21 protein-coding genes are annotated in these 20688 nt (G+C 68.3%); 13 read left to right on the plus strand and 8 right to left on the minus strand.

The window, feature by feature from the left end:
* Window positions 1-889 precede the first annotated feature (889 nt).
* From R2707_13275 to R2707_13285, 3 genes are read right to left on the minus strand one after another with little or no spacing between them, the layout of a single operon-like run.
* A complete protein-coding gene (locus R2707_13275) occupies window positions 890-3376 on the minus strand; it encodes an FtsX-like permease family protein (protein MEZ5246064.1) in 2487 nt (828 codons plus the stop codon).
* A gap of 28 nt (window positions 3377-3404) precedes the next feature.
* A complete protein-coding gene (locus tag R2707_13280) occupies window positions 3405-4187 on the minus strand; it encodes an ABC transporter ATP-binding protein (protein ID MEZ5246065.1) in 783 nt (260 codons plus the stop codon).
* 43 nt (window positions 4188-4230) lie between these two features.
* On the minus strand, window positions 4231-4926 hold the full coding sequence (locus tag R2707_13285; protein MEZ5246066.1) for a DUF4386 family protein: 696 nt from the start codon (window positions 4924-4926) through the stop codon (window positions 4231-4233).
* A 221-nt stretch (window positions 4927-5147) separates the two neighbouring features.
* Here R2707_13285 and R2707_13290 point away from each other — a divergent pair, with 221 nt between their 5' ends.
* Window positions 5148-6338 carry a histidine kinase gene (locus R2707_13290; protein MEZ5246067.1) on the plus strand — a complete coding sequence of 397 codons (1191 nt, stop codon included), beginning with the start codon at window positions 5148-5150 and terminating at the stop codon, window positions 6336-6338.
* The gene (locus R2707_13295; GenBank protein ID MEZ5246068.1) at window positions 6335-7027 is read left to right on the plus strand and encodes a response regulator transcription factor; all 693 of its coding nucleotides are present in this window, start codon (window positions 6335-6337) and stop codon (window positions 7025-7027) included. The genes R2707_13290 and R2707_13295 overlap by 4 nt, the downstream gene beginning before the upstream one ends.
* 880 nt (window positions 7028-7907) lie before the next feature.
* Here R2707_13295 and R2707_13300 read toward each other — a convergent pair.
* On the minus strand, window positions 7908-8693 hold the full coding sequence (locus tag R2707_13300; protein ID MEZ5246069.1) for a polyphosphate polymerase domain-containing protein: 786 nt from the start codon (window positions 8691-8693) through the stop codon (window positions 7908-7910).
* Window positions 8690-9298, minus strand: coding sequence for a DUF4956 domain-containing protein (locus R2707_13305; protein ID MEZ5246070.1), 609 nt, complete (start codon window positions 9296-9298; stop codon window positions 8690-8692). The genes R2707_13300 and R2707_13305 overlap by 4 nt, the downstream gene beginning before the upstream one ends.
* Before the next feature lie 163 nt (window positions 9299-9461).
* On the opposite strand from R2707_13305, the gene R2707_13310 reads away from it, so the two are divergent.
* The 10 genes from R2707_13310 to R2707_13355 all read left to right on the plus strand — a co-directional run bounded on the left by R2707_13310 (window position 9462) and on the right by R2707_13355 (window position 18407).
* A complete protein-coding gene (locus R2707_13310) occupies window positions 9462-10763 on the plus strand; it encodes a CotH kinase family protein (GenBank protein MEZ5246071.1) in 1302 nt (433 codons plus the stop codon).
* Window positions 10760-11449, plus strand: coding sequence for a response regulator transcription factor (locus R2707_13315; GenBank protein MEZ5246072.1), 690 nt, complete (start codon window positions 10760-10762; stop codon window positions 11447-11449). Before R2707_13310 ends, R2707_13315 begins: the two co-directional genes overlap by 4 nt.
* Complete coding sequence (locus R2707_13320) at window positions 11446-12852, plus strand: HAMP domain-containing sensor histidine kinase (protein MEZ5246073.1); 1407 nt, start codon at window positions 11446-11448, stop codon at window positions 12850-12852. Before R2707_13315 ends, R2707_13320 begins: the two co-directional genes overlap by 4 nt.
* Before the next feature lie 115 nt (window positions 12853-12967).
* Window positions 12968-14038, plus strand: coding sequence for a YHYH protein (locus R2707_13325; GenBank protein MEZ5246074.1), 1071 nt, complete (start codon window positions 12968-12970; stop codon window positions 14036-14038).
* The gene (locus tag R2707_13330) at window positions 14035-14640 is read left to right on the plus strand and encodes a DUF305 domain-containing protein (GenBank protein MEZ5246075.1); all 606 of its coding nucleotides are present in this window, start codon (window positions 14035-14037) and stop codon (window positions 14638-14640) included. Before R2707_13325 ends, R2707_13330 begins: the two co-directional genes overlap by 4 nt.
* Window positions 14641-14798: 158 nt before the next feature.
* Window positions 14799-15401, plus strand: coding sequence for a TetR/AcrR family transcriptional regulator (locus R2707_13335; GenBank protein MEZ5246076.1), 603 nt, complete (start codon window positions 14799-14801; stop codon window positions 15399-15401).
* Window positions 15388-16083 (plus strand): crotonase/enoyl-CoA hydratase family protein, encoded by a 696-nt coding sequence (locus R2707_13340; protein MEZ5246077.1) that lies wholly within the window; start codon window positions 15388-15390, stop codon window positions 16081-16083. The genes R2707_13335 and R2707_13340 overlap by 14 nt, the downstream gene beginning before the upstream one ends.
* Window positions 16080-16505 carry a hypothetical protein gene (locus tag R2707_13345; protein ID MEZ5246078.1) on the plus strand — a complete coding sequence of 142 codons (426 nt, stop codon included), beginning with the start codon at window positions 16080-16082 and terminating at the stop codon, window positions 16503-16505. Before R2707_13340 ends, R2707_13345 begins: the two co-directional genes overlap by 4 nt.
* A 136-nt stretch (window positions 16506-16641) precedes the next feature.
* Window positions 16642-17280, plus strand: coding sequence for a TetR/AcrR family transcriptional regulator (locus R2707_13350; protein ID MEZ5246079.1), 639 nt, complete (start codon window positions 16642-16644; stop codon window positions 17278-17280).
* Window positions 17277-18407: a PHB depolymerase family esterase gene (locus R2707_13355; GenBank protein MEZ5246080.1), complete on the plus strand. Its 1131-nt coding sequence runs from the start codon at window positions 17277-17279 to the stop codon at window positions 18405-18407. Before R2707_13350 ends, R2707_13355 begins: the two co-directional genes overlap by 4 nt.
* Before the next feature lie 6 nt (window positions 18408-18413).
* Here R2707_13355 and R2707_13360 read toward each other — a convergent pair whose 3' ends face one another.
* The 3 genes from R2707_13360 to R2707_13370 form a co-directional block, all read right to left on the minus strand.
* Entirely contained in the window at window positions 18414-18935 is a 522-nt protein-coding gene (locus R2707_13360; GenBank protein MEZ5246081.1) for a patatin-like phospholipase family protein, read from the minus strand.
* A gap of 250 nt (window positions 18936-19185) precedes the next feature.
* Complete coding sequence (locus tag R2707_13365; GenBank protein ID MEZ5246082.1) at window positions 19186-19674, minus strand: SRPBCC family protein; 489 nt, start codon at window positions 19672-19674, stop codon at window positions 19186-19188.
* Window positions 19671-20006, minus strand: a complete 336-nt coding sequence (locus tag R2707_13370) for a metalloregulator ArsR/SmtB family transcription factor (GenBank protein ID MEZ5246083.1) — start codon at window positions 20004-20006, stop codon at window positions 19671-19673. The genes R2707_13365 and R2707_13370 overlap by 4 nt, the downstream gene beginning before the upstream one ends.
* 507 nt (window positions 20007-20513) lie before the next feature.
* On the opposite strand from R2707_13370, the gene R2707_13375 reads away from it, so the two are divergent.
* Window positions 20514-20684, plus strand: coding sequence for a hypothetical protein (locus R2707_13375; GenBank protein ID MEZ5246084.1), 171 nt, complete (start codon window positions 20514-20516; stop codon window positions 20682-20684).
* Window positions 20685-20688: the final 4 nt, after the last annotated feature.

Raw genomic sequence — 20688 nt, forward strand, 5'->3', positions numbered from 1 at the left:
ATCCAGGCGCGCGAGCGGAGCAACGACCATCGACGCTTGTGCGTTGCCGATGCGCCTGCGGTGGTTGAGGAGTCGGCGACCGAGATCTGGTATCGCGAACACCTCGATCTCGGGGAGCTGGCGATTCGGGACCGATGTGATCGACGCCGCCGTTCGTGTCGATGATGCTGGTCAAGTCGACGTGGAGGAAGGTCCCCCAACGTCCGCGGTCGCCTGCACGTTCGTGGGTCCCAGCGCTGAGATCCTTGCGGCGCTGCTCGGCCGCAGGTCGCTCGAACCCCTCACCATTGAAGGTGACTCCAGCGCGGCCGTCGACTTCGCCGCAGCATTTCCGCCACCGGAGGGGTGCGGGGAACGCGGTCCGACAACCTGTCGGAGTGGCGGGGATCCCTATCACCGCCGTGAGGTTCGCTCGCTCGACCCCTGATCCACCTCACCGTGCTGGCGGCGTCATCCAGACGCGTCACTGTCCTCTCCGTCGATGGGCTGATCGCCGTGAGGTCGCCGACTGCAATGGGTCGGGCGTTGTTCCAGCGGGTTCGGTGTGGTCCGAGCCGATCACGGCCCCCTCTCGTTCGCCGATGCTTGCGCCAGCCGAGGTATCGAGCGACATAGGAACGAATCAATTCCTAATCAGGGCGGATTCGACGGGAGGGCCGAACACCCGCAGGCGTCAAGCGCTCGCCAGGAGGGATGCGACTGTCGTGGATCGGGCAAGCACGCGCGTCTGCAACGAGGACAAGCGGACACGAGGAGCGGCCGGCACCACGCGCGCTACTGGCACCTCGGCAAGCAAATCCCGGCCGACACCACGTTCGCCGGCAAGACCGGGCACACGACCGGGCACGGACCTGGTCAGACCACATCCGTGCCCGGTCTGGGCTGTTCGTCAGTCGGCGCGGATGGCGTCGAGGACCTTGCGCCTGGCGGCTCGGTGGGCGGGGAGGGCGGCGGCGGCGGTGCCGGCGAGGATCGCTCCGATCGCCGTGCCGACCAGGGGCCCGATCGGGAGGACCGGATCGGCAAAGCCGTCGTCGGTCAACGTCCTCAGCAGGGCCCAGGTCCCACCGATGCCGAGGGCGGCACCGATCGCCGTGCCGAACAGGGCGATGACGATCGCCTCCAACCGGATCGAGCGGCGCAGCTGGCTGCGGCTCATGCCGACCGCCCGCAACACACCCAGCTCACGAGTGCGTTCGTGCACTGACAGTCCGATCGTGGTGGCGATGCCGAGCACGGCGATCACGATCGCCAAGCCGAGGAAGCCGAGCACGATCGTGAGCAAGGTGTCGAACGTGCCGGCGATGGCGTCGGAGAGCTCCGACACCGACTCGACCGTGGCGGTCGGCATCTGGTCGGTGATCGCCTCGACCGCTGCGATCGAGTCGTCGTCGCCGGCGTCGATGAAGAGGAGCTGGTCGAGACCGATGCCGTGCGCGGCGACGAGGTCGTACGGGGCGATGACCGGTTCGAGCGCGGCGCCCTCGTCGAGGACGACACCGATCGGGAGTTGCTCCGACGTGCCGTCGGCGAACGTGATGTCGATCGTGTCGCCGACGGACCAACCCTGGTCGGCGGCGAGCTGATCGCCGACCGCCAACGAGGTGGCGTCGATCGCACCGTCGACCACCTCGACGTCGAGGAAGCCATCGGCGGCGGCCAGGTCGAGGCCCGTCACGGCGGTGGTGTCACCATCGATCGAGACGTCGGCGGTCTGCATCGGGAGGACGTCGACGCCGTCGATGTCGGCGAGGGCGGCGGCGAGTTCGGTCGGCATGCCCGGGCTCATCCCGAGTGGACGCACGATCCGGTCGGCGACGAACACCTCCTCCACGTCGCCGCGCACCGTCTCCGACGCGGTGCTCGCGAACATGGCGGCACCGGCGACCAGCATCACGCCGATCGTGAGCGCCGACGCCGTGGCGGCTGACCGCTTCGAGTTGCGCCGGGCGTTCGCGGCGGCGAGTCGACCACTCGCACCGAACCAGCCGAGCGGCACGGCGAGGGCCGCGACGACCGGGCGGACGAGCACGGGGCCGAGTGCCAGTGCACCGACGAAGGCGAGCGCCATGCCGTAGCCGACCGTCTTGGCGTTCCCGTCGGAACCGCCGACGAGCAGGAGCACGACACCGGCGACGGCGGCGACGAGGCCGACGACCGTGCGACGGATGGGGACACCCGCTGGTTCGGTCGACGCCTCGCGCATCGCCTCGACCGGGGCAACCGAGGCGCCACGACGAGCGGGCAGCAGGGCGGAGCCGATCGTCACGCCGACGCCGGTCGCCATCGACCAGACGATCGTCCGGGTGGCGATGACGAGATCGGAGTCGGGGAACTCGAGACCGAAGGTTGCGAACAGCTCGGTCAGACCGGCGGCGACCCCGATGCCGGCGACGACGCCCGCTGCAGCGGCGACCACTCCGAGCACGGCGGCCTCGATCACGACCGATCCGAGGACCTGACGGCGGCCGGCTCCGATCGCCCGCACCAGCGCGAGCTCCTTCGTCCGCTGCGCGATCGTCACCGTGAAGGTGTTGGCGATCGTGAACGCTCCGACGAACAGGGCGATGAAGCCGAACACCAGCAGGATCGTGCGGATGAGGTCGACGGCGCGGTCGACGTCGGCCTGCTGCTCGTCGATCATGCCCTGGCCGGTGACGATGCTCTGGTCGGGCAGCACGAGCGAGGCGCTGGCGGCCAGCGCGTCGGGCGTGACCGAACCGTCGCCGCGGGCGATCACCCAGTCGGTCTGGCCCAACTCGGTGATGCGGCCTTCGGCGTCGGCGTCGGTGAAGTGGACGAACCCGGTGCTACCGAACGCCGAACCACCAGACAGCTGGGTGAGGCCGACGACGGTGAACGTCTCGCGGCCGCGCACGGTCAACAGGTCGACCGGGTCACCGATCGCGACGTCGGCCAGGTCGGCGGTGTTGTCGCCGAGTGCGACCTCACCGGGGGCCGACGGTGCACGACCGTCGACGACCTCGTACAACGCGAGTACATCGTCGTCGATCCAGTTCAACCCGACGCTCTGCATCACGTCGATCGTCGAACCGTCGGCGCCGATCACCTCGGTGTAGCCCTCCGCATAGGGAGCGGCGGCAGCGACGCCCGGGAGCCCGGCGATCGTGTCGAGCGTGTCGAGGGGGATCTCGGCGCGGGCGGTGAGCGGGTCGTCGGGGTCGAGGCGGTGACCGCGTACGACCACGTCGACGCCGTCGGCGACGCCCTCGATCGCGGTGCCGTACGACGCCGACATGGTGTCGGCGAGGATCATCGTCCCCGCCGTGAAGGCGACGCCGAGGACGATGGCGACCGCCGTGGTGATGAATCGCAGCTTCTTGGCGAGCAGCGATCGGATGGAGAGGCGCAACATGGCGTGTCCCTTCGTGGAGGTCGGCGGGTCAGTACTCGAACCGCTTCATGCGGTCGAGCACCGAGTCGGGCGTGGGCGAGAACATCTCGTCGACGATGCGACCGTCGGCGAGGAAGACGATCCGGTCGGCGTACGACGCGGCGATTGGATCGTGGGTGACCATCACGACGGTCTGGTCGAGCTCGCGCACCGCGGTGCGCAGGAACGACAGGACCTCGGCGCCGGCGCGGCTGTCGAGGTTGCCGGTCGGCTCGTCACCGAACACGATCTCGGGTCGGCTGACGAGCGCACGGGCCACGGCGACGCGCTGCTGCTGGCCACCCGACAGCTCGGTCGGGCGATGGCGGAGACGCTCCCCCATGCCGACGGTCGACACGACGTGGTCGAGCCAGTCGGCGTCGACCCTGCGGCCGGCGAGATCGAGCGGCAGCAGGATGTTCTCCCGGGCCGTCAGGGTCGGCACCAGGTTGAACGACTGGAAGATGAAGCCGATCTTGTCGCGACGCATGCGGGTCAGCTGCTTGTCGTTCAGCGACGACAGCTCGACGCCGCCGATGGCGACCGAGCCGGACGTCAGCGTGTCGAGGCCGGCGACGGTCTGCATGAGGGTCGACTTGCCCGACCCGGACGGGCCCATGATGGCGGTGAAGCGGTTGCGCTCGAAGCCGACGGTCACGCCGGCGAGAGCGTGGACGGCGGCGTCGCCGCGGCCGTAGGTCTTGACCGCGTCGGTCGCACTCGCAGCGAAGCCGTCGGGGGCAGTCGCGATCCGGGGCGGGGCGAAGGTCGTGGGTTCGGTGGTGATGGTCATGGCGGACTCCTGTGTGTCGTGGGTGGTTCGTGGGTTGGTGAGGTCAGGTGGTGCGGTTGCGGAGGAGGGCGGCGCCGATCCAGACGAACCAGGCGATCGAGCCGAGGCCGAACACCATCTCGGCGGCTTCGAAGCCGGGGGCGAGGGTGGCCAGGCCGGCCACTGCCGTCGCCACGCCGAGCCAGTTCAGGGCCTTCGGGAGGGTGCCCGAGGCGAGGGCGGCCAGGCTGATCAGGCCGATCCACAGTCCGCCGAGCAGCTCGTTGCCGCCGCCGAGGCCGTTGGTGACGGCGTCGATCGACGACCACACGGCGGGGGCGTCACCCGGGTGCGAGCCGGCCAGGTCGGCGACGACCTCGATCCCGATGTTCTCGATCATCCCGGTGGCGAACATCAGGCCCGCCCAGATCAACCCGAAGGCGGTGGCCGTCGTGGCCAGCATCGGCGTGGCCGGTGCGAGTCGCCGGTGGAGGGCGAGCGCGAGCGGCACCAGGGCGATGCCGAACACGAGGAAGATGACGAGGTACCAGACGAACAGCGAGCCCTGGTGGGCGACGAGGAAGTCGACCGACTCGGCCGGGCTCGGATCGCCCGTCGTGTAGTCGGACATGCCCGTGGCGAACATGACGATGCCGAACACGAAGGTGAGGGCGGCGACGACGGCGGCGGCGCCACCGATGCGGCTGCTCCGGTCGTCGGTGGAGGTGGTCGTGACGGGCTGACGGGTAGTGATGCTCATGGTGCGGTGCTTTCTGTGGGCGTGGGTCGGTGTCGAGTGCATCGGGGCTCCTTTGGAAACGAGTCGGACGTGCTGTCCGATCGACGACCACTCTCCTCGTCGACCCCCGTCGCGGTCGTCCCTCCCCGGGGCGGTCGCGAACCGTGCCCCGTGGGGTGACGCCGGGTCCCCCCACGGGGGGACGACCGCCCGACGGACGACCGGTACTGTCGACCCACGTGATGACGTCGTTCGCTCCCGACCGCACCCCGAATCGCGCCCCGATCTGGTTCGTGGCCGACGCCTGCGGGGCGCTGACACTCGGGTTCGTCACGGTCGTCCAGATGACCCGGCCCGATGCCGTCGACGAGTTCGGCGCCGTCGGCTTCCCCGGCTGGTTCCTCGTCATGGCGCCGGCCGCGCTGATCGTCGTCCGGCGTCTCGCCCCACTCACCGTGCTCGCGGCAGCGATCGGCATCTACCTCGTCGCCGCCTTCGACTACGGCGAGGGCAACGGGACGCTCGCACTGGTACCGCTCGCGTACACGGTGGCGCTCACCCGACCGCCACGGGTGTCCGCGACGATCCTCGCGATCGGGTTGCTCGCCGTGTGGCCGATCACCTTCTACGGGCCCGGGGAGATCGACGCGTTCGACGGCGGCGCCCGATTCGTGTTCGTCATGTTCTTCCTGATCGGCTGGGCGTTCGGGAGTCAGGTCCGTGCATCGCACGAACGCCAGGCGGCCCTCGCCGAACACGCCGCGGCGACCCAGGCGGCGGTCGATGCCGTCGCTCGCCAGGCGGTCGCGGAGGAGCGCAACCGGATCGCTCGCGAGCTGCACGACGCCGTCGGCCACAGCGTGAACGTGATGGTGATGCAGGCCGGCGCCGCCCGCCTCGCCACCCAGGACGAACGGGCCGTCGCGTCGCTGCGCGAGATCGAGCGGGTCGGACGGCTCGCACTCGGTGACCTCGACCGCATGCTCGGCCTCCTGCACGCCACCGACGACGCCGCACCGCTCGAACCCGCCTACGGCCTGGCCGACATCGGCCGACTCGTCGAGGGCATCCGAGCCGCCGGCGCCGACATCGAGTTCGTGGACGGGTGCCCGCCCGAACTCGACCGGACCGTCGAGCACACCACCAGCGCCACTGCGTACCGCATCGTTCAGGAGGCACTGACCAACGCCGTCAAGCACGCCGGCCCGGCCCACATCGAGGTCACACTCCGGTGCGACGACCGGGAGCTGATCGTGCAGGTGATCGACGACGGGCGCGGCGCCGCCGCCACGGCGACGGGCGGTGGTGGGCGCGGACTGATCGGGATGCGCGAGCGCGTTGAACTGTTGGGCGGCCGACTCACGACCGGGCCGCGGGCCGGCGGCGGCTACCGCGTCGAGGCACACATCCCGCGGGCAGAGGACGACCGATGACCGTCCGAGTGCTGATCGTCGACGACGACGTCCTGGTCCGCGCCGGCTTGCGGATGATGATCGAGACCCAGGACGACCTCGAGGTCGTCGGTGAGGCGGGCGACGGCAACGCCGCGATCGAACTCGCCGGGTCGTTGGAGCCCGACGTCGTCCTGATGGACATCCGCATGCCGGGCATGGACGGGCTGGAGGCGACGAGGCGGATCGTCGGCGAGTTGGCCACCGACGCCGACAAGCCGGATGGGACTCGGGTACTCGTCCTCACCACGTTCGAACTCGACGAGTACGTGTACGACGCGGTTCGCGCCGGCGCCAGCGGGTTCCTGCTCAAGCGAACCCCGCCCGAAGACTTGCTCGCCGGGATCCGCGTCGTCGCCGGCGGAGACGCGCTACTGGCGCCGTCGGTGACACGCCGGCTGATGCGCGAGTTCTCGCGAGCGACCGCAGACGGGCCGACTCCGACCGACGTCAGCAACCGCGAACTCGACCGGCTCACCGACCGCGAACGCGAGGTGCTGGTACTGATCGCGCAGGGCCTGTCGAACAAGGAGATCGCTGCCGAGCTGATCGTCGGCGAGAGCACGGTGAAGACCCACGTCAAACGGATCCTGATGAAGCTCGCGTTGCGCGACCGTGTCCACGCCGTGGTCTACGCCTACGAAACCGGCCTCCTCGAACCCGGCGGCTGAAGCGGACCGTCGCCACCTCGCACCCCGCCGGGTTACGTGCTGCAGGTGACGGGCGAGGTGGTCTGTACCCAAGTTCGGCGGGCGTCGCGATGTCGTCGCCGGAGCGGTGCTCGGCGTCGAGAACGTGCCGGATGTCTCGCGAACGGCCACGAGCGTTGGCCCGATGTCATCCGCACCGTCGTCGAACCAGCCGAGTCCGCCGTCATCGCAGGGCATGCAGCAGGAAGTCACATGATTGAAGGGGGCGGAGTCGGGTTCGTCCCGCCGCTGATCACACCGGACAGCTACGACCGTCTTGATGCAGTCAGCACAGAGGACGCCTTTGCCGCCGCACGCACACTCGCCCGAGTCGAGGGCGTCTGGACTGGTCCGAGCGGCGGAGCCAGCATCCTTGCCGCAACCCGTCTTGCACAGGAGCTCGGCCCTGGACACCGTGTCGTGACGCTTCAGCCGGACTCCGGGCTCAAGTACTTGAGCGGCGATCTCTATCGGTGAAACTCCCTGCGTAGGTGCCAGTTCGGCGGGTTGGCGAGGAGAGTCCGGGTCATGGTCGGCCCGTCCATGCATCTGCGCCTGCGCGTCGGCGGCGACTGCGTGCGTCGGTTTCGGTGTCGCTCGCCCGCTCGAGCCCGGTGAACAGGTCCAGCACCTCGGTTGTCTCGAAGACTCGGTAGCGCTGTCGGCCGACGTTGCGTTGCCGCAGCACTGCGGCTCCGGGACTCTTGGAGGGCGTGGGTAAGTGGCGTGGTCCGATCTGGTCCGCGGCGTGGACGCCGTGGGGGTGAACTACGGACGTGGTGACCATCTTTGGTCCGGTGCTGCGTCGCAAGATGACGCAGACGGCCGGGTTCCGCCGCCTGCTCGGACGGCTGGGCTCTGCTCAGGTGATCCCGAGCGAGGGAGTCGATGGCGTCCGCCAGTGGCGGGCAATGAGGGTGTGCCACTTGTTGGCGGGCAGTTCCGGGCGGGTTGCGGCGAGACCCGTGCAGTACTTGCTGATACTGGTGGGTCGTCGGTGGTGCTCCCAGAGCCAGCGGTCGGCTGCGCTGGGCGGCCCCGTCGTCTTTGTCTCGATGACGATCGCATCGAGCATGGCCTCGTTGCAGTCATCGACGGCGAGGTCGGTACATTGCAGCCCGCGGTCGAGCGTCAGGCGCGTGCGGGTTCCGGGGTCGATGAGTGTGGAGCGTACGTACTCGGTGCACAGTGTTGGTCGTAGTGCTGCGGCGAGACCCTGCGCGCCGGTGGCCTGCTCCACGAAGTCGTCCCCTTCGCTCGTGATGGCCGCGTGGTCGGTCCGGCGGTACGGAATCCTGGCCTTCACGTTGTGTCCTCGGCGACCCTTGGCCTTGACCTCCAGGAAGCAGGGACCGGTCTCGCCGTAGGTTCGGCTTCGGATCTTGTACCGATGCCGCCGCCCCTGCACCGCGGCCCGGAAGAGCTCGAGGGACTCGGTGTCGAAGTAGGTCGAGCGATACAGGGAGGACTGGCGGCCGTCGATCTGCAAGACACGAACGCTCGGGGCCACAGCTGTGATCAGTTGCACGAGGGTCGCTTCATCGACGAGGTACTTGCGGTCCACTCGGGTCTGCAGCTCGGCGAGCTGATTGGTCGCTTGCAACGAGATGGGGTCGAGCGTCGTGAGGGCGTGTTCAATCGCGCTCATCGGTTCGACAGGTCCGGGCAGAGCTCCGGGTGTCCGGATGGGAGATCACTTCCCGGGAGAGCGTCTGCCAGCTTGAAGCAGACCTCCACGATGGTGGTGTCGCGAACGAGGTCGAGCCTCTTGATACGGAGTCGCGTGACCTCGGCGCCGAGCAACCGCTGGAGGTGCTCGGTAGCGGCCCGCTCGTTCGGGTACGCCCTGTCGAGGGTGATCGTCTGGGTTCGATGGCTCCCGAACAGCCGGGGGTGGTCGGCGACGAACAGCGCGAGGAGGATGGTGCCCATCAGCGCAGGAGTCACCCACGCGGGCGACACGCCGATGCCGCCGAGAAGCCCGATCGCGAGCGCGGTGAAGTAGTAGGCGATGTCCTCCTGAGCGAGCTCGGTGGAACGGAGCCGGATGATCGACAGCACGCCGAAGAGTCCGAGGCCCAGGCCCGCGCTAACCTCGGCGGTGGCGAGCGCCGTGGCAACGGCCATGACCCCCACGTTGAGGCCGAGTATTGCGACCACCATGTCTCGTCGACGGTGGCGGGGAAAGTAGAGGCCGAACACCAGGGCGGTGATGGCGACGAGATCGGCGGTGACCAGTGCTGCAGGAGTCATGGCGACCATGGAAGCCGTGGAGTCGGTGAACATCCTGTGAGCGGAATTCGGATCTCGTGTGACGCCGATTCACAGGCAACTCACAAGCCGTTCGTACGGTTTCCGGAACCCGAGGCGATTCGGTGGTGGCCAATCCCCACTCGATTGTCGACAGGAGCACCCCGTGACCACCATCGCCGATGCGCCTCACTCGGTCCCGCATCGCAGCCTGCTCCGGCTTCGAACCGCTCGACGGCTCTCTTCGGTGATCGCAGCGACTGCCGCTGTTCTGTCCCTCTCGTCGGCGTGTTCGGCCGGTTCGGCAGAGGCGTCGAACGACGCGATCGACCTGTTCGACGCCGGCGTCGTCCACACCGTCAGCGTCGACTTCGACGAGGCCGCCTATGACGCGATGATCGACACGTTCACCTCGACCGGTGACAAGGACTGGATCTCGGCGACCGTGGTGATCGACGGCGTCGAACACCAGAATGTCGGCCTGCGGTTGAAGGGAAACTCGTCACTGTTCGGCTTGACTGCCGCCACCGCCGGCAGTCCCGAGGAGCTTCCGTGGCTGATCCGCCTCGACAAGTTCGTCGACGGCGAGGATCACCAGGGCTACGAGGAGATCGTGATCCGTTCCAACTCGACCGAGACCGCGCTGAACGAAGCCGTCGCCCAGGAACTGCTCGCTGCAACAGGGCTCGCATCGCAGCGTCCGATCGAGACCGCGCTCACGGTGAACGGATCCGAGACCGTGCTCCGCCTCACCGTCGAGCACCCTGACAGCGAATGGTACGAGGACCACTTCGACGACGAGAACGGCCTGCTGTACAAGGCCGACAGTGAGGGCGACTACAGCTACCGCGGCGACGACGCAGATGCCTATGGCGAGGCCTTTGATCAGGAGGTCGGCGAGGACGACATGGAGCCGTTGATCGACTTCCTCGACTTCATCAACAACTCCGACGACGCGACCTTCGCCGCGGAGCTCGCCGACCGGCTCGACATCGAAGCCTTCGCCACCTACCTGGCGTTCCAGGACCTCATCGGCAACGCCGACGACATCAACGGCCGCGGCAACAACTCCTACCTCCAGTACGACACCGCGACCAACCGGTTCACTGTCGTCTCGTGGGACCTGAACCTTGCGTTCGCCACGGCGAACGTCACCGGAGCAGGCGCCAGTGCCGGGGAAGGGCGACCGGGGGGCGGGCCACCGGGTGGCGGTCGACCGGGCGGCGGCGGTCCAGGCGATCAGCCGAACGTGCTGGTCGACCGGTTCATGGCGGACGAGCACTTCGCGAGCATGTACGAGGCGAAGACCGGACATCTCACCGAGCTCTTGTTCTCCAGCGGTACCGTCGACGAGGTGATCGCAGCGTGGACCGACGTCCTACTCAACGGCGCCTCCGACCTCGTGCCGGCGGCAACGGTCGCCGGCGATGCTGAAGCGATCATCGCTTACGTCGACGTGATGCGATGAGCGATCCGGTCTCCAGAGTCCTCGTGGTCGATGACGAGGCGAACATCCGCTTCCTCGTCGAGTCGGCGCTGCAGCTCGCCGGCATGGAAACTGCCGGGGCCGGCGACGGTCGAGCCGGACTGAACCTGGCTGCCGACCTGCGCCCAGACCTGATCGTGCTCGACGTCATGATGCCTGAGCTCGATGGCTTCGAGGTGCTGCGGCGACTGCGCGACGCAGGAAACCGGGCGCCGGTGATCTTCCTCACTGCGCGCGACTCGATCGACGATCGCGTGCGGGGTCTCACCGCCGGTGGCGACGACTACATGGTCAAACCCTTCGCCGTCGCGGAACTGGTGGCACGGGTGCAGCTGCGCCTGCAGCAGGCCGGCGCGGCCGCCCGGCAGACGGTGCTGCGATGCGCCGACCTCGAGCTGGACATCGAGGCACATCGTGTGAGCAGGGCGAACGCTGTTGTCGAGCTCTCACCGACCGAGTACAAGCTGCTGCACTACCTCCTCGTCAACAGCGGCCGCGTGCTCACGCGGGCCCAGATCCTCGACCATGTCTGGGAGTACGACTTCGGCGGCGAATCGTCGGTGGTCGACACCTACATCAGCTACCTGCGACGCAAGGTCGACATCGCCGACACGAAGTTGATCCACACGATTCGTGGCGTCGGGTTCTGCCTGCGAGCAGAGGGGTGAAGCTCCGGACTCGGGTTCTGCTCGGCTTCACGCTGATCTTCGTCGTCGTGGTCGCCGTGGCCGTGTTCACGGTGAACGCGCAGAGGAGTCAACTGTACGACCAGGTCGATGATCGCCTGAACGCGACGCCCTTGCCAGCGGAGACGCGGGCTCGGCCGGCGCCCGGGACGCCTCGTGTCGACGGCGAGCCACTTGCCGACGGGCTGGGCCGCGCCGAAGCCCGACCGGTCGACGACCAGAGCATCTCTGACCTCTATGTCGCAGTGATCACCGCCGACAACACCGTCCGCCCGGTCATCCGCGGTCAGCTCCTCGTCGACGTTCCCGACCTCCAGACGCTCGTCGACGATCGACCGGCGGGCGGCACGATCGTCACGACCAGTGGGATCGACGGCACCTCCACTTTTCGTGTGCTCTACCTCGCCGGCACCGAAGTGTCGTTCGAGACGGTCGTGGCGCTGCCCCTCGACGACGTCGACGACACCGTTCGTCAGTTGACCCTCATCTTCGCCGGTGCCGCGGGCCTGATCCTGGTTGTCCTGAGCCTGATCGCCTCGTGGCTGAACCGATTCGGTCTGCGGCCGATCAGCGCAATGACCGATGTCGCCCAGGCGATCTCCGCAGGAGAGCGGGACCGGCGCGCCGATCCGGCGAACGACGCAACCGAGGCCGGTCGGCTCGGCCATGCGCTCAATCTCATGCTCGACGAGCGCGATGCCGGCGAGGAGCGACTGCGCCGGTTCGTCTCCGATGCATCGCACGAGCTGAGGACGCCGCTGACGTCGATCCGCGGATACCTCGATCTGTACCAGGCCGGCGGGTTTCGACAGCCTGGTCAGCTCGACGATGCGCTCCGCCGGCTGCAGGTCGAAGCCGAGCGGATGCACCTGCTCGTGGAGGATCTGCTCGTCCTGTCGACCTCCGACGAGGAGCGACCCCTGGACATCTCGGCCTTTCGGCTCGACGAGATGATCGTGGACGTCGTCGCGTTGGCTCTCGGCGGACAACCGGATCGTCACATCGAGGCCGACGTCTCCGAAGCCCGCGAGATCGAGGCCGACCGCCTGCGACTGCACCAGGCGATCGCCGTCCTCGTCGACAACGCCCTACGCCACACGCCCGACGACGCCGCGGTCCGGGTCGCAGCGCGCTCTACCGGTCGACGAGTCGAGATCTCGGTGACCGACGACGGTCCCGGCCTTACCCCTGAGGAGGCCGCCACGGCCTTTGACCGGTTCAGTCGAGGTGATCCGTCGCGGACACGCCGCACCGGTGGGGCAGGTCTCGGTCTGTCGATCGCACGGGCGATCGTCCAGGCCCACGGCGGCGAGATCCTCGTCTCGACAACCCCTGGCGCAGGGGCAACCTTCACCATCGTGCTGCCGGCCAACGGGCAGCCCTGAGGGTCGGGCGCGTCGGCCGCGGTTCGACCCGTCGAGCCTCGGGGCGCTCCGGACTCACAGACGACTCACAGGCAGCCGCCATCGAGCCCACAATCGGCATTCCTACGGTGCTGGCATGATGCACCGACACACCGAACGTTCCGCCCCCACCACCTCCAGCACCTCGATCTCCGCCGCCGCTCGATTGGCAATCGCGGCCTGTTGTGTGCTGCTCCCCCTCTCGGCTTGCGGGGGAAACGAACCAGGCGACGGTGACTCGGCGACCGAGGCCGAGACCGACGGCGAGCCGGGGACCGAATCGGAGAGTCCGGCGGAGACCACGACGGCGCCCGATTCCGTCGGTACCGTCGAGGGTTGCGACGAGGTCGCCGCGTTGTTCGTCACCCGGGGTTCGGCCAATCCCGACCTCGACGCCCCGGAGGTCGACGCCAACTGTGCGGGCGACGACATCGTCGTCACGAGCAACGGCATCCCGGACTACACCTACATCGAGACATCGCCGGGGCAGCCGACCGACCGCGATCACACCTTCACGATCCCGGCGACGCCGACACGTGCCGACGAGGTGACCGACGTACCGGCCCTCGGAACCGCCGGCGTCACCCTCGGCGGCATTCCGATCTTCGGGCCGACCGAAGGTACGGGCGGCGACGTCGAGTCGCTCCCGGGGATCTTGTCCGACTGCGGGAGCCACAACGGACCCTCGGGCTTCCACATCCACCTGATCCTCACGTCGTCGGAGACCGACTGCCTCTTCACTCCCGACGAGGTCGCCGCGCAGCCCCAGTTGGTCGGCTACGCCTTCGACGGGTTCCCCATCTACACCGGAGCCGACCAGTACACCTCGTCGTGGCAGCTGACCGACGAGTCGCTCTTCGCAACCGACACGTGGGCCGCACACAGCTACGTCGAGGGGTCCGGAGACCTCGATCAGTGCAACGGACGCACCGATGACGACGGCTCCTACGCCTACTACACCACTGCCACCTTCCCCTACATCCTCGGTTGCTTCGCCGGCGTCGTCGACCTCGACACCGCACGTGGAGACGATGGTGCCGACGGCGGCGACCGGCCCGAGCGCCCCGAGGGTGATGATGAGCGCCCCGAGCGGCCCGAAGCCGACGGGGACCGGCCCGAACGCCCCGAAGGGCAAGATGACGCGCCCGACGGTGGGGCGGGTGCATGACGCATCGCATCTCGCGGCGCGGGCTCCTGGTGGCGACGGGCGCCGGACTCGTCGGCATGGCCGGTGGCAACGCGTTGGCGTCGTCGGGTTCGACGACCGGCGAGCCGAACGAGGCCGACATCGGGTTCTGTGTCGACATGAGCACGCATCACGTCCAGGCGGTGGCGATGTGCCAACGGGTGCTGGGGCGGGACACGGGAGACCCCGTCCAGGCGGCTGCGTCGGAGGTCCTGCAGACCCAGAGCATCGAGGTCGGCATGATGCGGGCGTGGCTGACCGACTGGGGATCGTCGACCACCGCTCCGGACACCGTGATGGCCTGGATGGGTATGGGCCTCGGCGACGGCATCCCGGCCGAAGGGATGTCAGGTCTCGCGAGCGATGATGACATGCGAGCGCTCGCCCTCGCCGATGGCCGTGAACGGGGCCGGATGTGGCTCGAACTCATGCGGGCACATCATGTCGGCGGCGTTCACATGGCCACTGCGGCGATCGACCTCGCCGGCCTCGAGAAGGTCCGCCGCCTCGCTCGCACTCAGGCTGAGGTCCAAACCTACGAAATCGAGCAGTACGACCTCCTCCTCGCAGTCGAGTACGCCTGATGACGATGCTCGCATGCGACGCGATACCTGCCGTTTCGTAGGGCGTGGTCCCACCAAGAGCCGCGATGGAAGCACGTGGCCGGTCCCTCGACCGTCGGGTACGTCTCACCACCCGTCAACTTGACCACTCTAGAGTAAGACTCTAGAGTGATGCTCTAATGACGACCCGAGAGCGGATCCTGAACGAAGCGACGAGACAGTTGCTGGAGCTGGGGTACAGCGCGTTCACGATGGTGTCGGTGCGTGATGCTCTGGGGTTGTCGAGCGGGAGCATGTTTCATGCGTTCGAGTCGAAACCGGCGCTGGTCGCGGAGATCTACGTCGAGGGAATGCGGCGCTACCAGAGCACCGCGATCGAGGCGCTGACATCGACGCCCGATCCCGTCGCGGCTGTCGAGTCCTTGGTCGAGACGCACCTCTGTTGGGTACGTGACAACCGGGAACTGGCCCGGTTCCTGTTCTCGACCCAGCCCGATGAGGTGATCGACGCCGCGGCGCCGACGTTGACGGACGCGAACACCGTCTTCTTCAGCGCCGTCGAGAGCGTCCTCGACGCCGCGGTGGAAGCCGGGGTCATGGCGCCGCTCCCACCTGGAGTGGGCCATTCGGTGCTGATGGGGGCCGTGCAGGAGTACTGCCGGCAGTGGACCCGTGGCACGACAACAGTCGATCCGGGCGATCTGGTCGGCGTCTACCAACGGGTTGCCGTCGCGGCGATGCGAGCGACCCTGGAACCGGAGCACTCCAATGTCAGAGTCTGACCTGGTCACCTATTCGTGCCGCGACGGCATCGCGCTGGTGACGATGGACGACGGCCGCGTCAACGTCATGACTGCGCCCATGATCGCCCGTCTCGCCGGGGCGTTCAGGCAGGCCGAGGCCGACGCTGCGGTCATGGTGCTGACCGGCCGGGCCGACGTGTTCTCCGCTGGGTACGACATGGCCATGTTCGACGAGCCGATCGAGACGATCGCCGCCACACTCCAGGCCGGCGGCGAGCTGATCGCACAGATGTTGGCGCACCCCTACCCGGTGGTCGCTGCGTGTACCGGTCATGCGATCGCGCAGGGCGCATTCACGCTGTTGGCGTGCGATGTGCGGATCGGCGTCACGGGCAACGGCAAGATCGGGCTCAACGAGGTGGCAATCGGACTCACCATCCCTCACTACGGCGTCGAACTCGCCCGTCATCAACTCTCCTCGGCATGGTTCGACCATGCGGCGCTCACCGGCACGTTGTACGAACCAGAGCAAGCGCGCTCAGCCGGGTTCTTCCACGAACTCGTCGAAGCGAGCCGGCTCGACGCGGCCGCGCTCGATCACGCGTACAGGCTGCGCAACATCGACATGGCGGCCCACGCCCGGACCAAGGAGCGCGTTCGCAAACCGGCGCTCGACGCCATTCGTGCCGGGCTCGCCCACGAGTTCGTGGCCGTCCGATGACTGCATCGGCCGCCCGCGCGGAGCAGCGCCTCGTTGCCGCCGGCATCGTGTTCGCGGTCGCGAGCACGATGCACGCTGTCGACCACCTCCGACGTGGTCAAGGGAGCATCACCGATTCGCTCTACTGGTTGGGAAACTTTGGACTGGTCCTTCAGGTCGCGACCATCACCCTCGTACTGACGCGCCACCGCGTCGCCCCCATCGCCGCGTTGGCGACCGGCTCGAGCCTCGCCGTCGGCTTCACCGCTGCTCACTGGCTGCCGGAATGGGGTCCGATCAGCGACCCGATCTGGGAAGTCGACACGGCGGTGTGGTTCTCGATCGTTGCCGCGTCGAGCGAGATTCTCGGAGCGATCGTCCTGGCAGCTACCGCGCTCGCCGTCGTTCGGCATCGCGGATTGGAATCCTTCGCCGCGACCTGAGCAGCAGCGGTCCGGGCAACTCCCGTGGCCCGGTGGGCGGAGTCATTGGATGTGGCGGTCGACGGATGGGGGCCCTCGAGTCTCCTGGCAGCGTGCCGACTGGTTCCCCTGGCAACTGCGACCTAGAGTCTCACTTGTGCCACGCTCCGACACAGCGCCGCCCCAAGCCGCGCCGCGACGCGCCGACTTCGTCCGCCGTCGCCGCGAGGTGATCGACACCTTCCTCGACCTCGTGCTCGCGGGAGATCCGTCGCCGGATGTGGCGTCCATCGCCGGCGGGGCCGGAGTGTCGCGGGCGTCGGTGTTCCGCTACTTCGAGACGCTCGAGGAGCTGCGCACCGAGGCGATGGGCCGGGTGCTCGAACGATTCGCCGACCTCTTCGAGATCGAAGCGCCATCGTCGACGGGCACCGATGCTCGGGTCGCCGCCTTCGTCGATTCCCGTCTGCGATTCCACGCGCGGCTCCACCCGCTGGCGCTGCTCCAACGGCACCACGCCGTCGACAGTGGCAACGCAGCAGCCCTCGTCGACGCGAGTCGCAACCTGCTGGCCGATCAGGTCAGGTCGTACTTCGGGCGCGAACTCGGACACCTCAGCCGCGCGCGCCAAGACGACGCGGTGGTCACCATCGCGGTGCTGACCTCGGTCGAGTCCTGGCACCAGTCACACCACAGTCACGGCCGGAGCCAGGCCCAGATCCGCCGAGCATGGATCTCGGCGATCGCCGCGGTGTTCGCCGGAGTCGGCGCACATCCGCATGGAGAACCCACATGACCACGATCAACGTCCGCCTCCGTCGAACGCGGCGGCGCCGATCAGGCGCGCTGCTCGCGGTCGTGCTCCTGGCCGCCGCGTGCAGCGATGGTGACGACGTCGCGAACGAGCCCGCCTCGACGACGACCACGTCGACCACCAACTCCCCGACGACCACTCCCTCCACGACCACTCCCTCCACGACCACTGCCCGAGTCGACGCCGACGAGGCCGACCCCGTGGTCGACTGCACGTCGGTCCCTCGTGGGATGAGCGAGTTCGTGCTCGAGGCCGGTGGAGCCGAGCACGACGTGCGGTTGTACGTCCCATCGACCTACGACGGCACCTCCGAGCTTCCGCTCGTCATGGACTTCCACGGGTTCGGCTCGAATGGCCGGCAGCAGGCCGCCCTGACCGGCTACGAGGAGCTGGCCGAGGACGAGGGCTTCGTCGTCGTCCACCCGACCGCCGTGCCCGCGAGTGGCGACGAGCAACGCCGCAACTCGTGGGAGACGGTCGAACTCGACGATCCGGCCAAGGACGACATCGCCTTCACCGAGGAGCTCATCGACCTGCTCGTCGAGGACTACTGCGTCGACGCGACCCGGGTGTACGCAACGGGTATGTCCGGCGGCGGCCTGTTCACCAGTCAGCTCGTGTGCGAGATGTCCGATCGTCTCGCGGCCGCCGTTTCCGTCGCCGCCATCTCGTATCCGGAGTCCTGCGACCCCGTCCGACCCGTGCCGTTCATTGCCATCCACGGCACCGACGACCCGACCGTCCCGTTCGACGGTGACCTGACCGGCACCCGGTTCGAAGGCGAGGCGTTCACGCAGCTGCTGTTCTCGGAACCCATGCCCGAGCAGTTCGGCAGGTTCGCGGTGGCGATGGGATGCAACCCCGAGGGTGAACGGGTGCAGGAGTCGACCGACATCGCCACGACGACCTACCGCGGCTGCGACGACGATGTGCCGCTCGTGTTCTACGAGGTCATCGGGGGTGGCCATGCATGGCCGAGCTCACCGCTGGCCGAGCCGGACTCGCCGGTGGTGGCGCAGCTGACCGCGCTGCAGGGTTACACCACCTTCGAGATCAACGCCACGACCGACGCCTGGGCCTTCTTCGAGCAGCACGCCCTGGAAGGCTGATCCGGGTCAGCTCAGCAGCGCCTCGATGAGGGGGAGCGCGGCGGTGCCGTCCTCGATGCCGAGCTCGACCCCCCGGGCGCGGAACGCGGCGTTCATCAGGTTCCGGGCGCCGATCTCGGCGGCGAACGCCTCGCCGGGCACGATGGCCTCGACGCGGCGTCCGCTCGACACGAGGAGGTCGATCTCTCGTTCGAGCGCGCGGATCGCGGCGGGATCACCGGCCCGGAGCGGGCCGACGAAGATGGCTGCCTCGACGTCGGAATCCAGCACGATGTCGAGGTTCGAGCTGCTCCAGAGGCCGCCGTCGGTGAAGCGGGAGCCGTCGAGCGTGATCGGCGGGAACACCCCCGGGATCGCGCACGACGACGCGACAGCCGGGGCGAGGTCCACGCCGTCCTCGGCCGTCCAGACCCTGCGCTCACCGCTGCCACAGTCGACCGCCGTGATCCGCAGATCACCGGCCGGCCACTCGGGGCCGCCCCGGTCTCCTTGCGTCGAGCCACCGCTGGAGCCGGGACCAGTCGGCACGTGATTGGGTCCTGCGTACCGAATCGCGGTCGCTGCGCTGGTCATGGCTGCGTTGTCTTGTGTTCGTTGCCGTCGACGCACAGGTCACGGTCGCGTAGGCCGGTACCGAGAGGTAGGCAGTGAGCCCGTGTGCGCTCGCCCGGGGGTTGGTAGTGGCGGCAGGTGAGGCAGCTCCGGCTGACCGTGATGATCCCGGTGTCCTGGACTCGGTCGAGATGTCGGCCGCGACGGTGTGGCCCTCGCTACGCCGTCAGCTGCCCTGGAGGTGTTCGACGAGTTGGTCGACGACAGTGCCCCAGCCGTCGTGGAAGCCCATCTCGGCGTGCTGCTCGGCGTCGCCCGGGTTCTGGTGCACGGCGATCGCCCGGTAGGTGCAGCCGCCGTTGCCGTTGTCGGTGAGCTCCAGGATGGCCGTGAAGGGCATGTCGCCAGGCTGGGGCCGGTAACCGGTGGTGAGCGCGCTGGTCCACACGAGGCGCTCGTTGGGGATGATCTCGAGGTAGCAGCCGGTCTCGTCCATCATCTGGTTGCCGTCGGGATCGTTCATGACGGTGCGGAACCCGCCACCAGGTCGGAGGTCGACCTCGCACAGGGTGATCGAGTAGGGCCGGGGCGCGAACCACTGCTGCAGCGAGGACGGGTCGGTCCAGGCCGCGAACACCGCCTGGGCGGTGACGGGGACGTCGCGGATGAGCTCGAGGTCGAGTTCGGGGTTGATGGGGTACGGGGTGAAGGTCACGGGGACTCCTGCTGGTTGATGAGGAACTGGTCGAGTTGGTCGAGGCGCTGCTGCCACATCCGGCGTTGACCGGTGAGCCAGCCCTCGGCCGCATCGAGCCCTGACGGCGCGAGCCGGTAGGTACGGGTTCGCCCTCGCTTCTGCGACGTCACCAGACCGGCCCCCTGCAGCACCGTGAGATGTTGGAGGAGCGACGGCAACGCCATGGCGAACGGTTGTGCCAGCTCCGAGGTGGACGCCGGACCCGCCACGAGTCGTTCGATCACCTGACGACGGGTCGGGTCGGCAAGAGCCTTGAAGACCTGGTCGACCTGATCCGAACGCTTCGGCATGGAGCTGAGTGTCGCTTGCGCAAATGGTTAGGTCAATACCTAAATGTTATTCTTCCGATCGCCGCGGTCGACCGACGAAACACGGAGGCCCGGGAGCGGTTGCCGCGCCTAGGTTCGGGATGTGCTGTCGGCCGGTGAAGTGGTGATCGTGTCGGGTCCACCCGGTTCGGGGAAGTCCACGGTGGCTGCGGCGTTGGCGGAGCCGGCCGAACGGGGCGCGCACCTCGAGTCGGACTGGTTCTTCCGCTGGATCCGCTCGGATCGTCTCGCGCCTGAGCGCCCGTGCCGTGCGGGTGCGGTATCTGGTGGTGCGGGCCGAACGGGAGACCGCATTGGCGCGGGTCCGGGAGCGCGACGGGGTGGATGATCGGTGGCCGGTTTCGGTCAGCGGCGTGCTCGGCCGGTGGTCGGGTCGTGGTGCTTCGGAATCGACGAGGCGAGTGGGAGCTGCCGGGCGGTCGACTGGACGCAAACGACGACTCGCCGGAGGCGGCGTTGCGGCGAGAGATGAGGCACAGCGACGAGCACGTCGACGTCGCCGAGTTCGACCTCGACGCTCTCCGCGCGGAGCCCATCCCCGAGGGCTACCTGCGGGCGATCGAGCTGGCGACCACGGCGCTCGGCCGGATGGACGGTCGCGTCACCGATCCGTTCGCGGGGCGGTCGCCGCGTCGTTAGTCTC

Source organism: Acidimicrobiales bacterium, from assembly GCA_041394245.1.
In the GTDB taxonomy this organism is placed as follows: domain Bacteria; phylum Actinomycetota; class Acidimicrobiia; order Acidimicrobiales; family Aldehydirespiratoraceae; genus JAJRXC01.

Coding starts and splice junctions, on each gene's coding strand:
- R2707_13275 (MEZ5246064.1), bottom strand. CDS start 3,376: ATGTTGCGCCTCTCCATCCGATCGCTGCTCGCCAAGAAGCTGCGATTC.
- R2707_13280 (MEZ5246065.1), bottom strand. CDS start 4,187: ATGACCATCACCACCGAACCCACGACCTTCGCCCCGCCCCGGATCGCG.
- R2707_13285 (MEZ5246066.1), bottom strand. CDS start 4,926: ATGAGCATCACTACCCGTCAGCCCGTCACGACCACCTCCACCGACGAC.
- R2707_13290 (MEZ5246067.1), top strand. CDS start 5,148: ATGACGTCGTTCGCTCCCGACCGCACCCCGAATCGCGCCCCGATCTGG.
- R2707_13295 (MEZ5246068.1), top strand. CDS start 6,335: ATGACCGTCCGAGTGCTGATCGTCGACGACGACGTCCTGGTCCGCGCC.
- R2707_13300 (MEZ5246069.1), bottom strand. CDS start 8,693: ATGAGCGCGATTGAACACGCCCTCACGACGCTCGACCCCATCTCGTTG.
- R2707_13305 (MEZ5246070.1), bottom strand. CDS start 9,298: ATGACTCCTGCAGCACTGGTCACCGCCGATCTCGTCGCCATCACCGCC.
- R2707_13315 (MEZ5246072.1), top strand. CDS start 10,760: ATGAGCGATCCGGTCTCCAGAGTCCTCGTGGTCGATGACGAGGCGAAC.
- R2707_13325 (MEZ5246074.1), top strand. CDS start 12,968: ATGATGCACCGACACACCGAACGTTCCGCCCCCACCACCTCCAGCACC.
- R2707_13330 (MEZ5246075.1), top strand. CDS start 14,035: ATGACGCATCGCATCTCGCGGCGCGGGCTCCTGGTGGCGACGGGCGCC.
- R2707_13335 (MEZ5246076.1), top strand. CDS start 14,799: ATGACGACCCGAGAGCGGATCCTGAACGAAGCGACGAGACAGTTGCTG.
- R2707_13340 (MEZ5246077.1), top strand. CDS start 15,388: ATGTCAGAGTCTGACCTGGTCACCTATTCGTGCCGCGACGGCATCGCG.
- R2707_13345 (MEZ5246078.1), top strand. CDS start 16,080: ATGACTGCATCGGCCGCCCGCGCGGAGCAGCGCCTCGTTGCCGCCGGC.
- R2707_13355 (MEZ5246080.1), top strand. CDS start 17,277: ATGACCACGATCAACGTCCGCCTCCGTCGAACGCGGCGGCGCCGATCA.
- R2707_13370 (MEZ5246083.1), bottom strand. CDS start 20,006: ATGCCGAAGCGTTCGGATCAGGTCGACCAGGTCTTCAAGGCTCTTGCC.
- R2707_13375 (MEZ5246084.1), top strand. CDS start 20,514: ATGAGGCACAGCGACGAGCACGTCGACGTCGCCGAGTTCGACCTCGAC.